This window comes from Desulfosporosinus acidiphilus SJ4 (genome assembly GCF_000255115.2).
GTDB classification, from domain to species: domain Bacteria; phylum Bacillota; class Desulfitobacteriia; order Desulfitobacteriales; family Desulfitobacteriaceae; genus Desulfosporosinus; species Desulfosporosinus acidiphilus.
Genome location: NC_018068.1, coordinates 3,021,209 through 3,040,323, shown reverse-complemented (window position 1 = coordinate 3,040,323; position 19,115 = coordinate 3,021,209). Strand labels below are relative to the sequence as shown.

Genomic DNA, 19,115 nt, shown 5'->3' with positions numbered 1-19,115 from the left:
GCCTCCATGCAACGAGTTTACTCTTGTGGTCGAAGCTTCCAGCCTTTGGGTTCTAAAGTGTTCGGGGCAGTGAAGTGAGAGGCATAGATGGGGAAGTCTTTCGTTGGTAAAAATTACTTTTGAAATAATAAGGAGGAGCATCGTGTATCCGAATTCTAATTGGCCAGAGTTTATCAATAAAGCTGTATTTGAGGCAGAGAATATTCTCCAGCAACAATTGCCTCATCTGATGGAAGTATCTGCACGAAATCATGAAAAAGTCCTCAGGGCTTTTCAAGAAGAGCGAGTATCCGCCTATCATCTTCAGGGAACCACGGGTTACGGCCTTGGTGACAGCGGTCGGGAAACTCTTGACCGCGTGGCTTCACGTATCCTTGGGACAGAGGCGGCACTTGTTCGCGGCCAGTTTGTTTCCGGTACTCATGCCATTGCTGCTGCCTTATTTGGTGTTCTGCGTCCCGGTGATGAAATGATTTCCGTCAGCGGTACTCCTTATGACACGCTTGAGGAAGTGATAGGGCTTCGGGGAGAAGGACAAGGAAGTTTGAGGGATTTTGGAGTTGGCTATCAAGAGATTTCTTTAGATTTTCAAGGAAATATTCAATTTGAGTTATTAAAAGAGGTTATAACGGACAAAACTAAATTGCTGACGGTTCAGCGTTCGCGGGGATATGCGTGGAGAAATTCTCTTACTATTGCTCAACTAAAAGAGCTGGTAGACTTTGTCAAAACACACTTTCCAAAACTCGTTATTTTTGTCGATAATTGTTATGGTGAATTAGTCGAGTCTTTGGAACCAGGGGATATAGGGGCAGATTTGATGGCAGGATCGCTTATTAAAAATTTGGGCGGGAGTATAGCTCCTACCGGAGGCTATGTTGCAGGACGATCTGATTTAGTCGATTTGGCCTCACAACGTTTAACAGCACCTGGAGTAGGGGGGCACATGGGTGCGACTCTTGAATGGCAACGCTTATTTTATCAAGGCTTATTTTTTAGTCCTTTAACAGTAGCCGAAGCTCTTAAAGGAGCTGTCTTCTCAGCTGCTTTTTGGCGAGCATTAGGTTTTGAAGTGAATCCCGAGCCGGAATTACCAAGAACAGATCTCATTCAGGCCGTAAAACTCGGGTCGAGGGAAAAAATGATTGCCTTCTGTCAAGGACTTCAGAAAGGGTCACCCCTTGATTCCCATATTAGACCTGTTCCCTCCGGGATGCCTGGGTATGAAGATGAAATTATTATGGCGGGAGGAACCTTTATCCAAGGTTCAACCAGTGAATTTTCTGCCGATGGTCCTTTGCGGGAGCCCTATATTGCTTATCAGCAGGGTGGTATCTCTCATACCTATATCCAAATGGGGAATATTTTAGCGGCTCTGAATTTATGGCAGCAAGGTCTTTTGACCTAAGAATTTCGCCATGAAATTTGGAAGTTTACCTATCCTGTGATAGTATAAAATAAGAAACGAGGTGGATTATGGAAGAGTTGGAATCAAAGAAAAGCACGACTCGCTTTGTTGTGGAATTGCTTGAAATTATCTTGATTGCTTTCGCGCTCTCTTGGGTCTTACGAACTTATGTAGTAGAGGCACGTAAAATTCCTACCGGTTCGATGCTCCCGACCATTCAGCTTCAAGACCGAGTCATCGTAGATAAGTTTTTCTTTAAAGAGTTTGGTCACCTGAATCGAGGTGATATTGTGGTTTTTAAACCACCGGCCAGCGCCCATGCTACGGAAGACTTTATAAAACGTATCATCGGTTTGCCCGGAGATAAAATAGAGATACGTAATCACACCACATATGTCAACGGTCAACCTCTCGATGAACCCTACATCTTAGAAAAATCAAAAAATGATTTCGGCCCCGTTGTTGTTCCGCAAGATTCCGTATTTGTAATGGGTGATAACAGAAACAACAGTGATGATTCTAGGGTTTGGGGCTTTTTGCCAATTAAGAATATTACGGGCCGAACTCTGTTCCGCTATTGGCCGCTTAATCATTTTGGAGCTCTTGCCCGATAAGGCGGGAGCTTTTTTAAATTTTTATCATATACTATAAAGGACGTTACAATTTAATAGTAAATTTAATAGTTTTATTTTAATAACATAATTTGCCGGGACATATGGTATCAATAAATACTTAGGAGAGGGTGGAGGTTTGTGGAAAATCACAAGATCCGTGTGATTCTTTTATTTGGTGGGCGTTCAGGAGAGCATGAAGTCTCTCTGAATTCGGCCCAGTCTATTTTTAAAGCTATTGATCGCAGTCGCTTTGACGTTGAAACTATTGGCATCAATAAGCAAGGCCAATGGTTTTGGGGTCTTCTTCCCCAAACTTTACTTAAGGAGGGATTTCCGGAGACCGGGGAGGCCCCTCAAGTGACTTTGGTGGTTGATCCGTCCAATCCGCGCTTTATCGCTTTAGATGGCCGCCCTTTGCCAAATGACGGTAAGTTTGATTTGATCTTTCCAGTGCTTCACGGTCCTTATGGAGAGGATGGAACGCTGCAAGGACTTTTAGAAATGGCCAATGTTCCCTACGCAGGCTCAGGAGTTCTGGGGTCTTCCCTTGGCATGGATAAAGATCGTATGAAAGCAGCCTTTTTAGACAAAAAATTGCCCTTAGCTCGATTTGTTACCCTTTTGCGTTCCGATTATTTTAATCATCCGGATAATTGGGTGGCTGACATTGAAGCTAAGATTGGCTATCCTTGTTTTGTGAAGCCTGCCAATTTAGGTTCCAGCGTAGGGATTTCCAAAGCCCATGATCGCTCGGAATTAATTCAGGCCTTAAAACTAGCCGCTGACTATGACCGTAAAATTGTTGTCGAAGAAAACATTGTGGGCAGAGAAATAGAAGTTGCGGTTTTGGGTAATGATCAACCTAAGGCTTCATTACCGGGGGAAATTTTGCCGGCCGAAGAGTTTTATTCCTATGAAGCTAAATATTCGGATATAGGCTCAAGTTTAAAAATTCCGGCGCCCCTTCCGCAATTTGTTATAGATCAATTACAGAAGATGGCTAGAGAAGCATTTCTGGCTGTTGATGCCAGTGGGCTCAGTCGAGTGGATTTTTTCGTCACCGAAAAAAATGAGATTGTTCTAAATGAAATTAATACCTTGCCTGGTTTTACAGAAATTTCAATGTATCCGAAACTTTGGGAGGCAACGGGTATTCCTTATTCGAAACTGATTGATCACTTGATCGACTTAGGTTTTGAACGTTATCAAGAAAAACAAAAAAGCAGAATATCCAGGGATTAGTAAATTACCTTTAATGCTAAAGAAAAAAGGGATGGAGCAAACGATTAGACGTTTGTTCCATCCCCTTTTTTGCACTATCAGAAAGTATAACCTTCGGTTAAATACTGCAAGAAGAGTTTATACGTGCGAAGACAGTGTCTTCGTCCTCTAGCATAAGTTATCATGAACGAGACGGCCCCAATTCGCAGCACACAGGTTATTTTTGGTAATGCTATACATGTTAATGATTACCAAAACAGAGCTGAAATGCGAAAGGAGCCGTTACTATGAAGGATAACACAAAATACGTAGGTTTAGACGTATCCAAAGAAAAAATAGCAGTTGCAATTGCCGATGAGGGCAGAGAAGCCCCACGCTACTGGGGTGTTTGCCAAAATAACTCTGAATCGATTAGAAAGTTAATGAAACAGTTAGGAACACCGGGACAACTCAAAGTTTGCTATGAAGCTGGCCCTACGGGGTATCCACTTTATAGATTATTGCTTAGTCTGGGCATCGAATGTAGCGTTGTAGCTCCTTCTTTGATTCCCACAAAACCTGGAGAACGTGTAAAAACCGATCGTCGTGATGCTATTCGCTTATCTCAATTATTTCGTGCTGGAGAATTAACCCCCATTTATGTTCCTACTGAGGATGATGAAACTTTGCGAGATTTAGTTCGTGCTCGAGAGGATTCAAAAGAGGATCAGCTTCGAGCAAGGCATCGATTAACGAAATTCTTATTGCGATATGACTTAAATCCTCCGGCAGGCATAAAAAAGTGGACAGCAGGTTAACCGGGATTGGGCTGGACCCTTCTGAAGTTCAGCCGTGCTGCACAGAGTACAGTATTTCAAGAGTACCTTCACCATTTAGACGAGATTGAACAGCGCATAAAACGGCTTGAAGCAGAAATTCATGACCAGGCGACAGATAGTGTTCATGCCCCGATGATTCAAGCGCTGCAAACCCTGCGAGGTGTGGCAGAGCTATCAGCGACCAGTTTAGTTGCTGAGATTGGATCGTTTACACGGTTTGGCAGTGCCCGACGAATAATGTCTTATACTGGGTTGGTTCCAAGCGAGCGCTCGACGGGAGAAACACGTCATCAGGGAAAGATGACCAAAACGGGAAATGCTCATGTACGACGTATATTGATTGAAGCCGCCTGGAGCTATCGTTATACACCTGCGATAAAGGGGGAGATTCGTAAAAGGCAGCAAGGGAAACCGCCAGAGATCACAATGATTGCATGGAAGGCCCAAGACCGGTTACATCGGAAATATAAACGATTAATGGGGCGAGGAAAACCAAGTGGGAAAGTAATTGCAGCCGTTGCAAGAGAATTAGCGGGTTTTGTTTGGGCGATAGCATGTGAGGTGAAAAAAGCATCCTAAATTTGGTGAAGGATGATTATTAAAGAATTTGGATTATAAGAGGTGCGAATTAAAAGTAGGGCACGTAGGCAAAAGGAAAAGTCCGTAAAGGAGAATCCACGAGTTGCACTTGTTGCTAGGTTTGTTATACAAACTGAACGCACGCCATAAGTTCGTGGCAGCTCCCCAGACGAAGCGATAAAATGTGAAAATCCACGAATATCAGACTGCTCATCGTCGATGTAAATCGTTTGCCTTCGTGCCGTGTTTTTAAATCAGCAGAAAAGAATGTTGGGGCTTCGCCCCAAGAGTTTAACGCTTTAAATTCTCCTGCAATTTAAAAAGGAAGGGAACAATTTGTTCCCAATTCCTCATTGCAGCAGAAACCAATCTAGCGCTCAGGTTGCTCTCCAGCATTGCCCTATCCTCTAAGATTGGCAAGAGCTACCTATAGTGTTACCAAAATGTGCCCAAAATAAGGTTTTACCAATAAAATTTTAAAAAAGAAGACGGGGCTAGTTGACAGTCTCGTTCATATCAGTGCAACTAACCTGCCGCTTTCGCCAGAGGCTTAGCGCCAGCTAAGTTTTCTTTAATTCGTCAGAAAGAATAAATATGCATTGTATTATTGTTAAACGCAGCTCGGTAGACGTCGGCTGACGAGTTTTCCTAAACTATCAGAGCAATCATTCAAGTTTGTGAGAAGGCTGACCTAAGTATTACTGAAGATGCATATCTTAAGAAGAGAGTTTAGTTTAAGATTAATGAAGAGTACGGAAAACACCCATGACTTTTCCTAGGATCGAAACATCTTGAGAATAGATAGGTTCCATGGCTGAATTTTCAGGCTGAAGTCGAATGAGAGTTCTTTCTTTGAAAAATCGTTTTACTGTTGCTTCGTCCCCGATTAACGCGACGACGATCTCCCCATTGCGAGCTTCATTTTGTTGATGAACAATAATTAAGTCGCCATCTAAGATTCCGGCCTCGATCATGCTGTCTCCCTGCACCCGCAGCATAAATACATTGTCTTGACGGACCAGATCTGCAGGAAGAGGAAACGTTCCTTCCATGTTTTCCACAGCCAAAATAGGTTGACCTGCTGTCACACGACCGATAATTGGAATATGAACAACTTTTCTGGAATCAAGAGTGTCACTAGACCCGTCTAAAATCTCAATGGCCCTTGGCTTTGTAGGGTCTCTCCGAATATATCCTTTATCTTCAAGAGTTTGAAGATGCCCGTGAACTGTAGAACTAGATAATAAGCCAACTGCTTCGCCAATTTCTCTAACTGAAGGGGGATATCCCTTTTTATGGATTTCCTGTTTGATAAAATCTAAAATTCTAGTCTGACGTTCAGATAAATCTGGGTACATACTTTCACCCCCCTTTAAATTCAAGTATATTTTACCATTTCTTAAACCGAAGTGCAAACAAACGTTCGTGAAATTATTACGGTAAGTAAAATGCCTAGGAGCAAGGAGATAAGTATATGGAAACAAAAGTTCAGTCCAATTTAATGGTTATTATATCTCAGATCATAGTTCTGATGATGGTGGCCCTGGTTCTTTGGAACATACTCCATCGGCCACCCAGCCAGGACAAAGACATTTATCCTTACTTACGTTCAATTTCTCCGTCTCTCGTAATACAATGTTCCCAAGAATATCAGGCAAAAAAAACGGTTTCTTGGGAGGATCTTCTGGCGATCCGTTCTACTCTTACCGAAGATATTGCTCGGCCATTAATCGAACAGCTGCAGAATAGCGTTGCTTTTGTCAATTTAAATTGGGGAACTATTCCTTCTCAGACTGTAAAGACAGTTACCAGACATCGTAAGATATTACTCCGATATCAATTTTTTACACCTGGCAGGTATAAGTTCCCCGTTGTCGGAAAAACATGGTATGAAGATAGTTTCGGATCAGACCGAGAAGGAGGCAAACGTACTCATGAAGGGACAGATCTTTTTTCTCCGGAGGGTACCCCAATTATTAATATTTGCCAAGGAAGGGTAGAACAGTTAGGATGGAATCGTTTGGGAGGAGAACGTGTGGGCGTACGGGGTGATGACGGAAATTATTATTATTACGCTCATTTACAAGTCATATCTCCCAAACTAGTAAAAGGAAAACACATCGAAAAAGGCGAAGACATTGGAAGGATGGGGCATACTGGAGATGCATTGACAACTCCGGATCATCTTCATTTGGGAATTGAACTTCCAAATGGCCAGTGGCTTAATCCTTATCCTTTTTTAGTTGTATGGCAATATTGGGATAAACAAGGAAATTAATCTGAAAATGTACATAGTTTTACGTTTGAACAAAGGGGACTTTTCTAAATGTCTAATAAAATAAAAAGTATACTCTGGGTCATGCTATTCCTAATATCCGGAGTGTTTTTAAGCTGTTTTCCGTATTCAACAGCAAACTTCGTTAAAGAAAACAACAACTTATTAGCAGACTCTGAAATTAAAGGGCAAAGCTCCGTTGTTAATACATCATCTCCGGAACTCATAACGAAAGATTCGAGTTATGTTCTTTTAAATCCTCAAAATAAGCAGATACTAAACGAGTACCAAGGTGACATTAAGCGTGCTCCCGCAAGCACTACAAAACTCCTTACCGGATTAATTGCTGTTAAGGATCTTAAGGAAACTGAGTTAGTTCGGGTTGGCCGGGAAGTGGAAGTTGAAGGCTCTCGGTTAGGCCTAAAACCAGGGGACGAAATTTCAGTTCATGATCTCTTAACAGCACTCTATGTTCAAAGTGCCAATGACGCAGCCGCTGCCATTGCAGTAAAAGTAAGCGGTTCTATTCCAGCCTTTGCCGTAGAAATGAATAACTATGCCCTATCCTTAGGATGTTTGAATAGCAATTTCCGAAATCCTCATGGATTGCCTGAGCCAGGTCACTATACCACTGCTGAAGATCTCAGCAAAATTGCAGGTGCCTTTTTAAAACAGGCTAATCTCATGAAATTTGTTAAGGAAACAAGTGCTGCCGTCCGCTGGAGGGATTCAAAAGGTCAGAACCATTCAGCGCTGCTTAAAAATACTAACAGTCTTTTGGGCGTTTACCCCGGTGATCAAGGTCTTAAAACAGGGACTACAACAGAAGCCGGTCAATGTCTCATTTCCTATGTCTGCAGACCGGATGGGGAGCTTTTGCTCATACTATTAGGCAGTAAGCAGCGTTACAGCGATAGCATAAAATTATTGGATGAGGGTTGGGCTGATCAACGAATAAACGCTGCGATTCGTAACCTTTCCAATGATCAAAGAGATTTCTTTTTTAGCCCGGGACTTTTTTAATCAGAGTCTAGATTAGCAATTTTGTGTTATGATATAAATAATAATGAACTATGAAATAAGCGGGAACTTTACCCCCACTGAAGCATGATATGGGAACCACTCTCACTTGTCTAAGTGGGAGTCTTACAATTTAATAAAGAAAAAGATCAAGAAAGATAGAGAAGAGAAATAAGAAAGTCAGAGTGATTTGGAAGCAAGTAAATAATAAAGAAATTGTTTAGCTTGTAACTGGGAAAACAGTACTAAACTATATTATCAAAAGGATTGATAGGCTTGAAAAAAATTGGTGAACCTTGTATTTTAGAAAATCGTCCTTGTTCAAATTGTGGCGAATGCGAACTTTGTGATTTAGACCCAAGCAAATTATGTGACAATTGTTGCCGCTGTATCAACACTCTTGAAGGGGATTATGCGGAAATCGGAATTGATGATATTTTGCTTAACAATGAAGAAAAGAGCTCTGGAAATCGATATAAGAAAAAGAGTTTAAAATACACGTTCAAACGCTAAGCCTTTGGCGAACTTGGTCTCTTCCGGCCATCTTTGGTTCCGGTGACATTCCGTGAGTATAATAAAGTTGAAAGGTTAGTCAATGCGAGTTCTGAACAGAGCTCCATAGCTTAAGGATATAAATCTAGGGAGCTCTATTTGTTACCTATAAATGGAAATAATCTTACAAAATATTACAATATATTGGAAGGTAATTATTAATGATTCATAGAAAATAAGAGGAAATAATCTTTCAGTGAATTAGGTAATATTATTATTCAAAGATTTATATTAGGATTGAGGTGGACTAAATTAATATGGTTGCTCAAATTTTTGAATCTTGTCAAAGGATTAGTTTTCAGGTTAATTTATTTGAACTACTCGAAGTTCTGTCCATTTTAGTACTAATATTAGTGATTGTTTTATTACAAAAGAAAATTCTTAGTACTGTTAGAAAAGAAAGCATCATTGATGAACGGGTGAGAGAAACGAGTGCCCGAATTGCACGCGTCGTGGCGGAAATAGAACAATCCATCGAAGGAACAAAAGGAGATACTCAAGTTCCAAGTCACACTTTAGAGAATACTGTAAATGAACTCAATGGGCCTCTAAAAGCGGAGGCAGTTAATTCTCCGAAAGGCAAGAAGACTCGAGCAATGTCAATGGAAGAACGATGGGCCGAGTTTGAAAAAAAGAGAGGAATGCGCAGTTCTGCCTCAGGTTAGAGCCACACCTATAATTATAGGCTGTGGCCTTTATTGTTATTGTCAACGCCGTCAATTTTAGTTGATCTGGATATCCTTGAATCAAATATTTGTCGGATTCAATCGTTATGTACTAAACATGGCAAATATCTTAATTTGTGTTATGGCAGTAAGAATGTTCTTGAATTCCTTTTAAGGGAGGTATTGCTTTGATAATATTGGGTGTTTTAATATTTTTTGCCAGGATTATAGACGTTTCTTTGGACACTCTCCGGCTTAAGTCAATGATCAGAGGAAAGAAATTTATTGTTTCATTGATTGCCTTCATTGAAATTATTGTTTATACCTTAGGGGCATCTCAAGCGTTTAAATACGTGATGCATCCGGTAGTGCTGCTCTTCTATGCCTGCGGATACGCAGCAGGTAATTATGTGGGTATGTTAATTGATGACAAGCTTTCGAGAGACAGTGTTTATGTTTTAGTAGTGACCAATCGTGACGAGTGGAACTTGGCGGATACACTTCGAGAGCAAGGGTTCGCAGTAACAACGGCTAAAGGATATGGAATGAACGGCGCAGAAAAGTCACAACTGATAATTATTGTTAAGAAGAAGCGGTTTAGAGAATTGACGATGTTAATTGAAGAGTTTGATTCATCAGCTTATGTTGTTTCAATGGATGTCAAGGATATGAAGAGATGATTGCCGTCCGAACGCCTTTCTTTTAGTGATTAGTGAAGCAAAAGAGGGGATGCAATGCGTGGGCCATCAAGTTTTGGCACAGTCCCCTTTTATGGCAAAATTCCCTAAGTTTTAGCATCTCTTGGTGCGGAATTCATATGGTATCTGAGCTTTTTACGCCATTAGATAGTAAAGGGTCTAAAGTACCTTCGGTATACCCAATATGCCATGCTTTTGCTTTCGAGCAAGCGGAGTACCAGACCCGAAATTTAGGGTTATTTCCGTGTTCCCGAACAAAACTGCTTCGATAGATATACCCGTCATCCCAGCGACTTTTGCTGCCAGCTTCCAATACCGGACTCATTAATGGCATACTTAGTTCTTTAGGTTCTTTCATGGGTGCGATTGCATACAGCAATTGGCAATTATTAATTGTTTTTTGTTTTGGCCAACCGACAATTAGAAATTCAATAGTTTGTTCAGGGTAATTTGGTTTTACGGCAACATGCCAGGGAACATAGCCGCCGTTCCAAGTTTCCCAGGGGCTACTGCAAGGCTGAGGTGAGCTCCAGGTCATACCATCCGGGGAGGTGTATAAATCTATGGTCATTCTCCCGTCACAAGTCCACATAAACCATTCTTTCGAATTTTTACGCCAGACCGTCGGAGATAAAATTAATCCAGTCTTTTTGAAGTCCCATATTTTTTCTAAGCATAGAAATTTGTCGCTTTGCTGATAATTTGATGTTATTTTTTTGGCCCATATTTTTTCGAAAACATTCCCTCGATATTCACGCCAGTACAAGATTAGGATGTTTTGATCCGGGTCAAAGACTAATTCTGGATCAGAATTATAACTATCTAGGACGTGGCCGGTTGGTTTTGGTGCTAAAGGATTAATAATACCGGGAGGGGCAATCCATCTTATTCCATCATTGCTCGCTAATATGCTTGGATTTTCAAAAGCACTATTGAAGTTTGGGTAAGGTGTAAGAGCCATCCAATATCGGAATCCTCCCCAACTGTTAACGCCGTATTCGGTTTTCAAATCAATGACACTAGGGTGAACAGACTGATCTGAACGATCGTAAGTGGGGGTACTTAAGTGACTTAAGGCATTAAATAAGGGTTTTGGGCCGTTTAATTTACTCTGAAGAGGTTTAGATTGTGATGTGTTGACAAGGGAGCCGGCGCCTAATTGAGCAGTTTGGGGTATTGGAATTGCTTTTGCAGTCTCATTCGTCAGCGGCAACAAGCCTGATAAGTACCAACCAGAGCTTGCAGCTAAAAGGACTTTGAGAAAACTTCTTCTGGTAGGCATAGAAATTGCTCCCTTGTATTAATTTTAATAAACTTTCTGTCGAAAACTTTCGAAATTACTACAAATTCCGCTAATCATTTTTATTATAAAGATTAATTAGAACCCGTCTATAGGCCAAATATTGGAACTTTTATGCTTAAAACCATCTTAATATGTCGTTTGCGGAATATTGATAATCTGATAATTTTCTAGGTCCTTCAAGAAAATCTTTGTCAATGTATAAAGTCCCATCATCTTTGGTTTTAACACTCCACTTGATAAGGGCAATAGAACCATCATTGATCTCAATTCCCGTGATGCTCAGCGGGTGGACACAACTTCCGTCATTAAAATAGGGGGGAGTGCCTACTTCAGGAAACATCGGTCTATGGGTATGTCCGGCAATAAGGATTTGGTTATTTTGAGTTACCCAATCGATTAAAATATTATCGACTTCTTCTTTCTTTTCGTAATTTCTTCCAGTGCTTGTGGGGTCGTTCATGCCAAACAACTCAAGGTGTCTCCAGAGATATCGGACGAGAAATCTTGAAAACCACCACAGTTCATAATCCATGATGTTTGCTTGATGCCCGTGGATCAAAAAGAGTTGCTGATTCGTTTCTCGATGTTTCAAAATTAAACCCTCATGTATTTTAATCTTCTCAAATAAAGGGACATATTTTTTAGTTCGTTCATCAAAGTATTGATATAAATTATCTGTTACATATTGATTAGATTGTTTTACAATGTCGTGATTTCCTGAAATCATATAAAACCGGCCTTCATTATAGAACCTAGAAAGTAAGTTAAATGTATCATTATGCACATCGATTATTTCGGACAGTTTATTATTTTTCCAAAGTTCGTCACCGTCGCCAATCTCTATGTAGCTATAATTTTCATGATAGTAATGGTTCAAGGCGGCATAGTACAAATTTTGGTTCTTTAAAAAATCATCAGCCCAACTACCGTCCCCTCTATGAACGTCACTAAATAGAATAATCTTAGAGGAGTCGTCGAAGGGAATTTTTTCCGCATCTTGAAAGATTTTCGAAATACGTTTTAACTTATCCATTTATCCGTGTCTACCTCCCTTGTCAGATGTACTGTGTTTGGAAATATCTGCTGCGATTTGAGATATATTACAGATATTAGATACTGTTTAATCCAATATATTAAATAGAGTCAAATAGAGTGAGTGCTCAGAAAAGGTTTTTGAATTCCACGAAGGTTTTAATTGCCAAACCTACTGGCAAGTTTGTGTTTTTTTACCCTTTAGAATAAATCTTTGTGCCAGGATATGTTTAAAGATCATAATAACTCAATGTGAATTTTCTCAAATGAAATATCGATAACATAATTAGAGATAAAGTCTTGAGCAGGGGGGAATTATTTGGATGACAGGATAGAGGAAATAAAACCAATCAGCAGCATACGCCCAACCCGAAAGCTGGCATTTGCAGACCCACAAAAGGGAGAAGGGGAACAAATGTACCAGTTTAACCGGTTTAAAAAACTTTCCAAACGAAAGGGATCATTTCTTGTTGCAAAAAAAAGGTACGGTCTTTCTACGAGTGGGGAATTAAATCCTGAGGCTATTTCTGAAGAAGTAAAGGATATCAAGAACCGTTTAGCTTATGACAGGGCCAGAATAATCGGAGACAAGTGAAGTCTCCGAAAAATTAGAATAGGATGTCAGCTGTGTTTCCAGAATGGGGTGTCGGGATGACAATTTATTATGAAGAGATGGGGAACAGAAGCAGGCCATCGATCGTATTTATTCATGGCGGCGGATTAAGTGGCTGGGTTTGGTGCAGGCAAGTTGAACATTTTAACGATTATCACTGCCTTGTGCCTGATTTGCCCGGACATGGGAAAAGTCTGAGTCAAGGGATAATGAATTTAAAGGATTGTTCAGCCCTTATAGCAGAACTCATTGAAAACCGCGCCAATAATCACAAAGCCCATGTCATTGGTCATTCGCTGGGAGGTAAAGTCGTTGTTGAATTATTGAGCACGAGGCCGGATTTAATTGATCATGCCATCATAGCCAGTGCATTCGTTGGACCACTATTTTGCCTTAAGCTCATCCATCGGCCGGTTACTTATAAAATCTCTTCACTAATGTTACGAAACAAAGTTGTGCAATATCTGCTCATTAAACTGTTAAAGTTACCTGACGAGTACTCTATCGAACATTATAAGGAGGATTTCTCGAACCTCACTTCAGACTCCCTTTTTAGGCTATATGACCAGCTAATTCAATTTTCTAAGATTCCCAGAAATTTGGAGCTGGCAAATGTTCCAACTTTAATACTAGCCGGAGAAAAGGAACTTAAGGCAATGAAACAGTCCGTCAAGGAAATTGCCGAAATCCTGCCCGATTCGAGAGGAATATTATTAAATAAGGCAGACCATACCTACCCATGGACTAGGTATGAAGAATTTAATAAAATCATTCGGTTATGGATTCATGAAAAAACCATCCCGCGTGAATTTGTGCAAGTTATATATTGAATATGGATTATTGAGCCGGATATTCTCAGATGGTTTCAGACAAAAGGGGGTTGCATAACGAACTTGAAACGTTCATTATGCAACCCCTGTTATTCCACAGAAAAGCATAAACTTTGTTATTTACTTGCCAAGCAAACTTGAACTAGCGGTCGCCGGCTAAGACGATAAGATTCCATGAGTTAGGAAAGTTGGGCAGTGAATTGGGCATAAATATATCCATATCCGTTTTTGTAAATAATCTTATACCAATCGCCGGAAGCTCCAACGACCTCTACGAGAGAACCATAGGGCAATGCACCGAGAATTTTGCCGGATAATGCGGCACCATCGCGGACATTGAGTCCTATTTGCGAAATAACCTTTACAGTTTTTAGAACTTGAGATCTGGGTTTAACAAATTTGGCATTGATAAAATACGTATTCCCCTGATAACTGATTTTGTCCCAATCTCCAGAGGTGCTTACGAGTTCCACCAGAGTACCGTGAGGAATCGAGCCAACGACTGAATAATCAAGTCCCGGACCAGTGCGGAGATTGAGCCATGAGGCCGTAACTTGCAGTTTGTTCGCATCAGTTGTACTGGGGGCAGGAACTGCAGAACCGGTTCCATTTATGACCGGATTCATTGAGATCGTCCAATCATTATCAATGGTCGGTTCAATGGTGCCTTTTTCCTGGATATACTTGATCATTAAGTTACGAACTTGACCGTCGTCTCCATATTGTTTGGCGGAGTCAAAGGTTACTTCCGGGTTGCTGATTCCCGCTTTGTCCATGAAGCCGCCCCCGCCATTATAACGGTAGTTATTAATGGCAACAGTAAATACATCATTATCCTGTACAAGCTTGCCGTTGACCTTTAAATTTTTAATTCGACTGCCAATGGGCTGAGTCAAATCAATCGTGTAGGTTGCTCCGTATAACTGGTCGAGATTGTAGTCCGGAACATTTAATGCGGTGTCCTTAGTCACAGGATCACTAGGAGATGCAGCTTGTTTATAGTAGCGCGCCGACCATTCCATCCAGTTTTTCAACTGTTTGCCGGTCATTTTAATTCCATAAAGGTAGTTCTCATAGACGTAAACGCCCATGAGGTCTTGGATGGTCACGTCACCTTTTAGAATTTTGGCTTTGTTGCTGAGCGGCGCGGCAATGGAAAGATCGGTTTTGGCATAGTGCTTTTGGACTTTGTTTATCAAGTCCATCAATGGTGTTTCCTGGCTCAACTGGTTAGTACCAAGGAAATCACCGGTGGCCGCACCAATCTTTGTAGCTACATAGGATAACGTTTCATCCTGATACGGCTTGGCGATCTGAAGGATTTTGGGATCAGCAGCAATCTTGCTGTCAATGGTGATCGCTTTGCTTGATTTATCAGCAATTTGCCATTTTCCATGATCATCTTTGGTGATGGTAAAATTAATTTGGCAGACATCTTTTCCGGCATTCCTGGGTTCGGTGACAATAACCTTTTGTCCGTCAGGGTTAGTGAAAGTATCCTCATCAATTTTTTTATGTGTGTGGCCGGCTACAATGGCATCAATCCCATTGACTCCGGTTGCCATAGCTTTAATCTGATTTTCAGGAATGGTGTCGGAAGGTGATTCTTCACCGGAGTGAGCCGCAACCACCACGATATCGGCTCCGGCCGCTCTGACAATTGGTACCCATTTATTCGCTTCTTCGACGAGATCATTGAAATGAAGTCCGGAATAATGGGCCTTGTCCTCCCAATCTGGAATGCACTTGGTGGTTAAACCGATAATGCCAACGTTCACATTTCCTTGGTTAGTGGAGATTGTCTTAATGTAATAGGGTTTAACAAAGTTTGAGTTATCGTCTTTATAAGTATTGGCTGAAAGAACATTGATATTTTCCTTCTGCATATCGCCAATTACGCGGTTCAAAACGTCCAGGCCATAGTTATATTCATGGTTGCCGAGAGTCCAAGTATCATATCCCATGGCTCCCATGACCTTCGCGATGGGATATTCAGTTTTGGTATCGATTTTGTCATAATAATAGGTTAGTGGTGTCCCTTGAATGGAATCGCCGTCATCAACTAAAACCACATTGGGATTTTGGGACCGGACTTGATTGACGTAGGTTGAGATTTTTGCCAGACCCAGGTCAGCCTCTTTGGCACTGCTATAATCCCATGGCAAAATGCTTCCGTGAATGTCAGAAGTAGCTAGAACAGTTACTTCGACCGCGGTTGACTGAATCCGGTGGTCTACGGACGCAGTCATTGTTTTTTGGGTTTTCATCTCTTTAATAAACGCATCACGTACGAGAATGCCCGTATCTTGTTTATTCACTATTGAAGGATCATTAAACCCAATAAACTTGTCGCCTCCGTCAGCCATAAAGTCATTGGTTGCCACTGTATAGCTTTTCGATAATTCAATGGGGATTCCACCGGAGGACTTTATTGAAATAACGCGATTCATAGAAGGTTTAGAAGGGTCGTAAGCAAAGGAAAGACCGGCAATTTGTATCCCGAGTCCGCCATCCTGCACAGCATCTTCAAGCACGGCTTTGATTTGAGCCCCGGTCATTTTCATGGTATAGATTGTATCGTCAAAGGGCATCAAGGCCCAAACATCACTGACTGTAATGTCTCCTTTAGGAAGATCGACTCTCAGCCCGCCGTTATTCATAAACGCAAAGTCCGTTTGAGCCGTATCTTTGATGGCCTGACTGGACCAGTTACCTAAGAGGGAATCGCCAAACGGCATGGCGCTTTGCTCTCTAGTCAGATTAAGAGAAGCGGTTCCCACTACTTCGTTAAAGGTTGGGCCTACATCTTTTGAAGCTTTGGTCACGATCGCTTTCACTTCAGAATCGACTGCTGGATTGTCAGCTTTATACATGACGGTATCGTCGTTGTAGATCATATTTCCGGCACTTACTGTTCCATCTGAATTCAGTGTGACCTTGAGATCTAAAAATCCCTTGCCATAAGCATTACCAATACCCACAGGGATATTATTGACTTTGGTAGTAACAATCGTATGAGTATGTCCGCCAAAGACTGCATCCACCCCGGACAGCTGTTTCACCATATCAATTAAATTGCCGCTTACAGTTCCGTTTTTGTCCTGAGAAGCTCCCATATGGGCCACAACAACGACAATTTGGGCACCTTGATTCCTTAAATCCTTAGCCAATTGATTGATAATTGGAGCAGGATCTTTGAAATTCACATCTTTAATTAACCCAGGAGTGATTGAGGTTGGAAACTCCAAATTGTCTACTGCACCGATCAAACCGATTTTAACACCGTCTTTTTCCAGCATGATGTCAGGTTTGGAGTAGCTGACCGGATGTCCTGTTGTCTTACTATAAATATTGCAGGCCAGAACGGGAATAGAGGTTCCTTTTATTACAGCGTTCTGTGAATCGATGACAGAATCAATCCCCCAATCATATTCGTGGTTTCCCAGAGCCATAGCATCAAACCCAATGTTCGTCATCATATTAATGACTGGTTGTCCTTTTAGAATATTGGATAAGGCAGAGCCTTGGAACATATCTCCACCGGATAGAACAACTGTATCGGGGTTTTGTGCTTTGATGGTCTTTATTTGCTCAGCTAAGACTGCAGCCACCGGCTGGGTGCTGCCGACAGGGTTCAAAGTGCCATGAAAGTCTGTCACTTCAACGAAATCGAATGTTTTGGCAGCTGTTGCACCGATAGCAATTTGCGGTATACTGACAAAAACGCTCAGGATCATAACGGCTAGCATTAAGAAGCTTAAAGCCTTATGTTTCGCTTCTCTAAACTTGATTCCCAACATTTCTGATTCTCCTCCAAATCATTGGTCTTTCTTTATACGGCTTCTGCTTTTGCAAGCTCCGCACAAGCCGAGTTTCCTTTATGAACAGTATAAAATAATATATCTGGCCGAAAACTTTGCATAATGCATATGTAACATTGGACATTGGATGTCCAACCTCTTGATTTCTAGATTAACACCCCCTTTGACATGATCAACCAACCTAAAGAACTCAGAATGTTTAGATCAGTTGCAATTAATAAACTTCGACAGGGGAAAGCGAACTCCTACTCGAATAGTTGTCAGCAGAAAATTTTATGTTGCCTCCACCGCGAGTGGCAGAGAGATTGCGCCCGCTATGAAATACCGAGTGAATAAAAAAAACTGCGGGCCCTATAGAGCTCGCAGTCAGAGAATATTAGATAGTACAGCACGTCAAAATAACAATAAAATGATACCAAGTTGACAGATTACATAATAATTTATTTGTGTTCAGGAGGCATTTGTTGCAACTTAGACTGAGTCATGTCTTTTGAATATACCGGTTGTCCATTAATGAAAGTAAAATCGACCTTTGAGTTAAGATTAAAAGGGTTACCATCAAAAACAACCAGATCAGCATCAAAGCCGTTTTTAATTGCTCCAATCTGTTGACCGCAACCGAGAATTTCGGCGGGGTTTATAGTGAGGGCACGCAAAGCATCGTCCTGATTCAAGCCTTCGCTGATGCTCAAGGCTGCAATCGTACGCAATTGGTCAATTGAATTATAAGGATGGTCAGTAATTAATGCTACTTTTATACCCGCTGCCACAAGATTGACGGCGGTTTTATAATTTCGGCTTTTGAGTTCCATCTTGATTCTTGGTGTCAACATAGGGCCAAAAGCTACCGGTATCTCACGCTCTTTTAGATAATCTTTGACCAGGTCAGCTTCAGTTCCATGCTCGATGACAAGTTTGTGAATTTTAAACTCTTCAGCTATTCGAACAGCGGTAACAATATCGTCGGCCCTATGAGCATGCGCCCGTAGAGGAATTTCTCCTTGGAGGACCGGGATGATTGATTCTAGACGAAGATCACGGTACTTGATTTTGCCTTGCTTTTTTAAATCTTGATAATCTTCAGCCCTTGCGAAGAGTTCTCTGATTAAGGCAGCGGTCCCCATTCTTGTAACAGGACATTTGCTGTCGGTTCCATAAGTATTGATTGGATTTTCTCCAAGAGCGATTTTTAAGCCAACAGGACTTTTGATAATCATTTGATCTATAATACTTCCTGAGGTTTTACAGGCCAAGGAGAGTCCACCAACTACATTATTACTGCCTGGACCAACCATAACTGTTGTAACTCCGGACTTAAGAGCGTCTTTAAAACCTACGTCAAGCGGGTTAACTGCATCAATTCCGCGAAGATGGGGGGTAACAGCGTTGGATGTTTCGTTATTGTCAACTCCAATCTTTCCTGTACATTCTTCAATGATACCTAAGTGTGTATGGCAGTCAATAAATCCAGGTAAGACATAATGTTCTTCTATATCAATAGTTTTAGAACGACCGGCGGAGGATAGATTCTCTCCTAGAGACGTTATTTTTCCCTTTTCGATTAAAATATCCTTAAGTTCAACGTTTCCGTGTTGTTCTAAAATCAGGCAATTCTTAAGAAGTAGTGAGTACAAAGGAATTATCCTCCTTGTATGTTTATCTTAGT

General features: G+C 41.2%; 17 protein-coding genes. 12 read left to right on the top strand and 5 right to left on the bottom strand.

Annotation, left to right across the window (positions count from 1 at the left end; translation table 11 throughout):
- The first annotated feature begins 142 nt into the window (after positions 1–142).
- The 5 genes from DESACI_RS13810 to DESACI_RS24920 all read left to right on the top strand — a co-directional run bounded on the left by DESACI_RS13810 (position 143) and on the right by DESACI_RS24920 (position 4,640).
- A complete protein-coding gene (locus tag DESACI_RS13810; RefSeq protein ID WP_014827805.1) occupies positions 143–1,408 on the top strand; it encodes a methionine gamma-lyase family protein in 1,266 nt (421 codons plus the stop codon).
- A gap of 68 nt (positions 1,409–1,476) precedes the next feature.
- Positions 1,477–2,022 (top strand): signal peptidase I, encoded by a 546-nt coding sequence (lepB, locus tag DESACI_RS13805; RefSeq protein WP_014827804.1) that lies wholly within the window; start codon positions 1,477–1,479, stop codon positions 2,020–2,022.
- A 138-nt stretch (positions 2,023–2,160) separates the two neighbouring features.
- Positions 2,161–3,264, top strand: a complete 1,104-nt coding sequence (locus DESACI_RS13800) for a D-alanine--D-alanine ligase family protein (protein WP_014827803.1) — start codon at positions 2,161–2,163, stop codon at positions 3,262–3,264.
- Positions 3,265–3,530: 266 nt separating this feature from the next.
- The gene (locus tag DESACI_RS24925) at positions 3,531–4,040 is read left to right on the top strand and encodes an IS110 family transposase (RefSeq protein ID WP_202947857.1); all 510 of its coding nucleotides are present in this window, start codon (positions 3,531–3,533) and stop codon (positions 4,038–4,040) included.
- 6 nt (positions 4,041–4,046) lie between these two features.
- Complete coding sequence (locus DESACI_RS24920) at positions 4,047–4,640, top strand: transposase (protein WP_202947856.1); 594 nt, start codon at positions 4,047–4,049, stop codon at positions 4,638–4,640.
- Between the two features lie 740 nt (positions 4,641–5,380).
- Here the strand turns inward: DESACI_RS24920 and lexA are convergent.
- A complete protein-coding gene (lexA, locus tag DESACI_RS13790; RefSeq protein WP_014827802.1) occupies positions 5,381–5,998 on the bottom strand; it encodes a transcriptional repressor LexA in 618 nt (205 codons plus the stop codon).
- A 116-nt stretch (positions 5,999–6,114) separates the two neighbouring features.
- Here lexA and DESACI_RS13785 point away from each other — a divergent pair, with 116 nt between their 5' ends.
- The 5 genes from DESACI_RS13785 to DESACI_RS13765 all read left to right on the top strand — a co-directional run bounded on the left by DESACI_RS13785 (position 6,115) and on the right by DESACI_RS13765 (position 9,832).
- Entirely contained in the window at positions 6,115–6,918 is an 804-nt protein-coding gene (locus DESACI_RS13785; RefSeq protein ID WP_014827801.1) for a M23 family metallopeptidase, read from the top strand.
- A gap of 48 nt (positions 6,919–6,966) precedes the next feature.
- Positions 6,967–7,938 (top strand): D-alanyl-D-alanine carboxypeptidase family protein, encoded by a 972-nt coding sequence (locus DESACI_RS13780; protein WP_014827800.1) that lies wholly within the window; start codon positions 6,967–6,969, stop codon positions 7,936–7,938.
- A gap of 273 nt (positions 7,939–8,211) precedes the next feature.
- Entirely contained in the window at positions 8,212–8,448 is a 237-nt protein-coding gene (locus tag DESACI_RS13775) for a hypothetical protein (protein ID WP_014827799.1), read from the top strand.
- A 296-nt stretch (positions 8,449–8,744) separates the two neighbouring features.
- Positions 8,745–9,152, top strand: coding sequence for a hypothetical protein (locus tag DESACI_RS13770; protein ID WP_014827798.1), 408 nt, complete (start codon positions 8,745–8,747; stop codon positions 9,150–9,152).
- A 188-nt stretch (positions 9,153–9,340) separates the two neighbouring features.
- Positions 9,341–9,832 carry a DUF2179 domain-containing protein gene (locus tag DESACI_RS13765; protein ID WP_014827797.1) on the top strand — a complete coding sequence of 164 codons (492 nt, stop codon included), beginning with the start codon at positions 9,341–9,343 and terminating at the stop codon, positions 9,830–9,832.
- A gap of 133 nt (positions 9,833–9,965) precedes the next feature.
- Here DESACI_RS13765 and DESACI_RS13760 read toward each other — a convergent pair whose 3' ends face one another.
- Both DESACI_RS13760 and DESACI_RS13755 read right to left on the bottom strand, forming a co-directional pair.
- A complete protein-coding gene (locus DESACI_RS13760) occupies positions 9,966–11,132 on the bottom strand; it encodes a hypothetical protein (RefSeq protein ID WP_014827796.1) in 1,167 nt (388 codons plus the stop codon).
- Positions 11,133–11,268: 136 nt separating this feature from the next.
- A complete protein-coding gene (locus DESACI_RS13755) occupies positions 11,269–12,186 on the bottom strand; it encodes a metallophosphoesterase (protein WP_014827795.1) in 918 nt (305 codons plus the stop codon).
- Between the two features lie 318 nt (positions 12,187–12,504).
- Here DESACI_RS13755 and DESACI_RS13750 point away from each other — a divergent pair, with 318 nt between their 5' ends.
- Positions 12,505–12,780 (top strand): hypothetical protein, encoded by a 276-nt coding sequence (locus DESACI_RS13750; RefSeq protein WP_014827794.1) that lies wholly within the window; start codon positions 12,505–12,507, stop codon positions 12,778–12,780.
- A gap of 32 nt (positions 12,781–12,812) precedes the next feature.
- A complete protein-coding gene (locus tag DESACI_RS13745; RefSeq protein ID WP_014827793.1) occupies positions 12,813–13,628 on the top strand; it encodes an alpha/beta fold hydrolase in 816 nt (271 codons plus the stop codon).
- A gap of 179 nt (positions 13,629–13,807) precedes the next feature.
- Here the strand turns inward: DESACI_RS13745 and DESACI_RS13740 are convergent, their stop codons facing one another.
- Together DESACI_RS13740 and DESACI_RS13735 are read right to left on the bottom strand one after the other, a co-directional pair.
- Positions 13,808–17,428 carry a 5'-nucleotidase C-terminal domain-containing protein gene (locus DESACI_RS13740; RefSeq protein WP_014827792.1) on the bottom strand — a complete coding sequence of 1,207 codons (3,621 nt, stop codon included), beginning with the start codon at positions 17,426–17,428 and terminating at the stop codon, positions 13,808–13,810.
- 461 nt (positions 17,429–17,889) lie between these two features.
- Positions 17,890–19,083 (bottom strand): amidohydrolase, encoded by a 1,194-nt coding sequence (locus DESACI_RS13735; RefSeq protein ID WP_014827791.1) that lies wholly within the window; start codon positions 19,081–19,083, stop codon positions 17,890–17,892.
- Between the last annotated feature and the right edge of the window lie 32 nt (positions 19,084–19,115).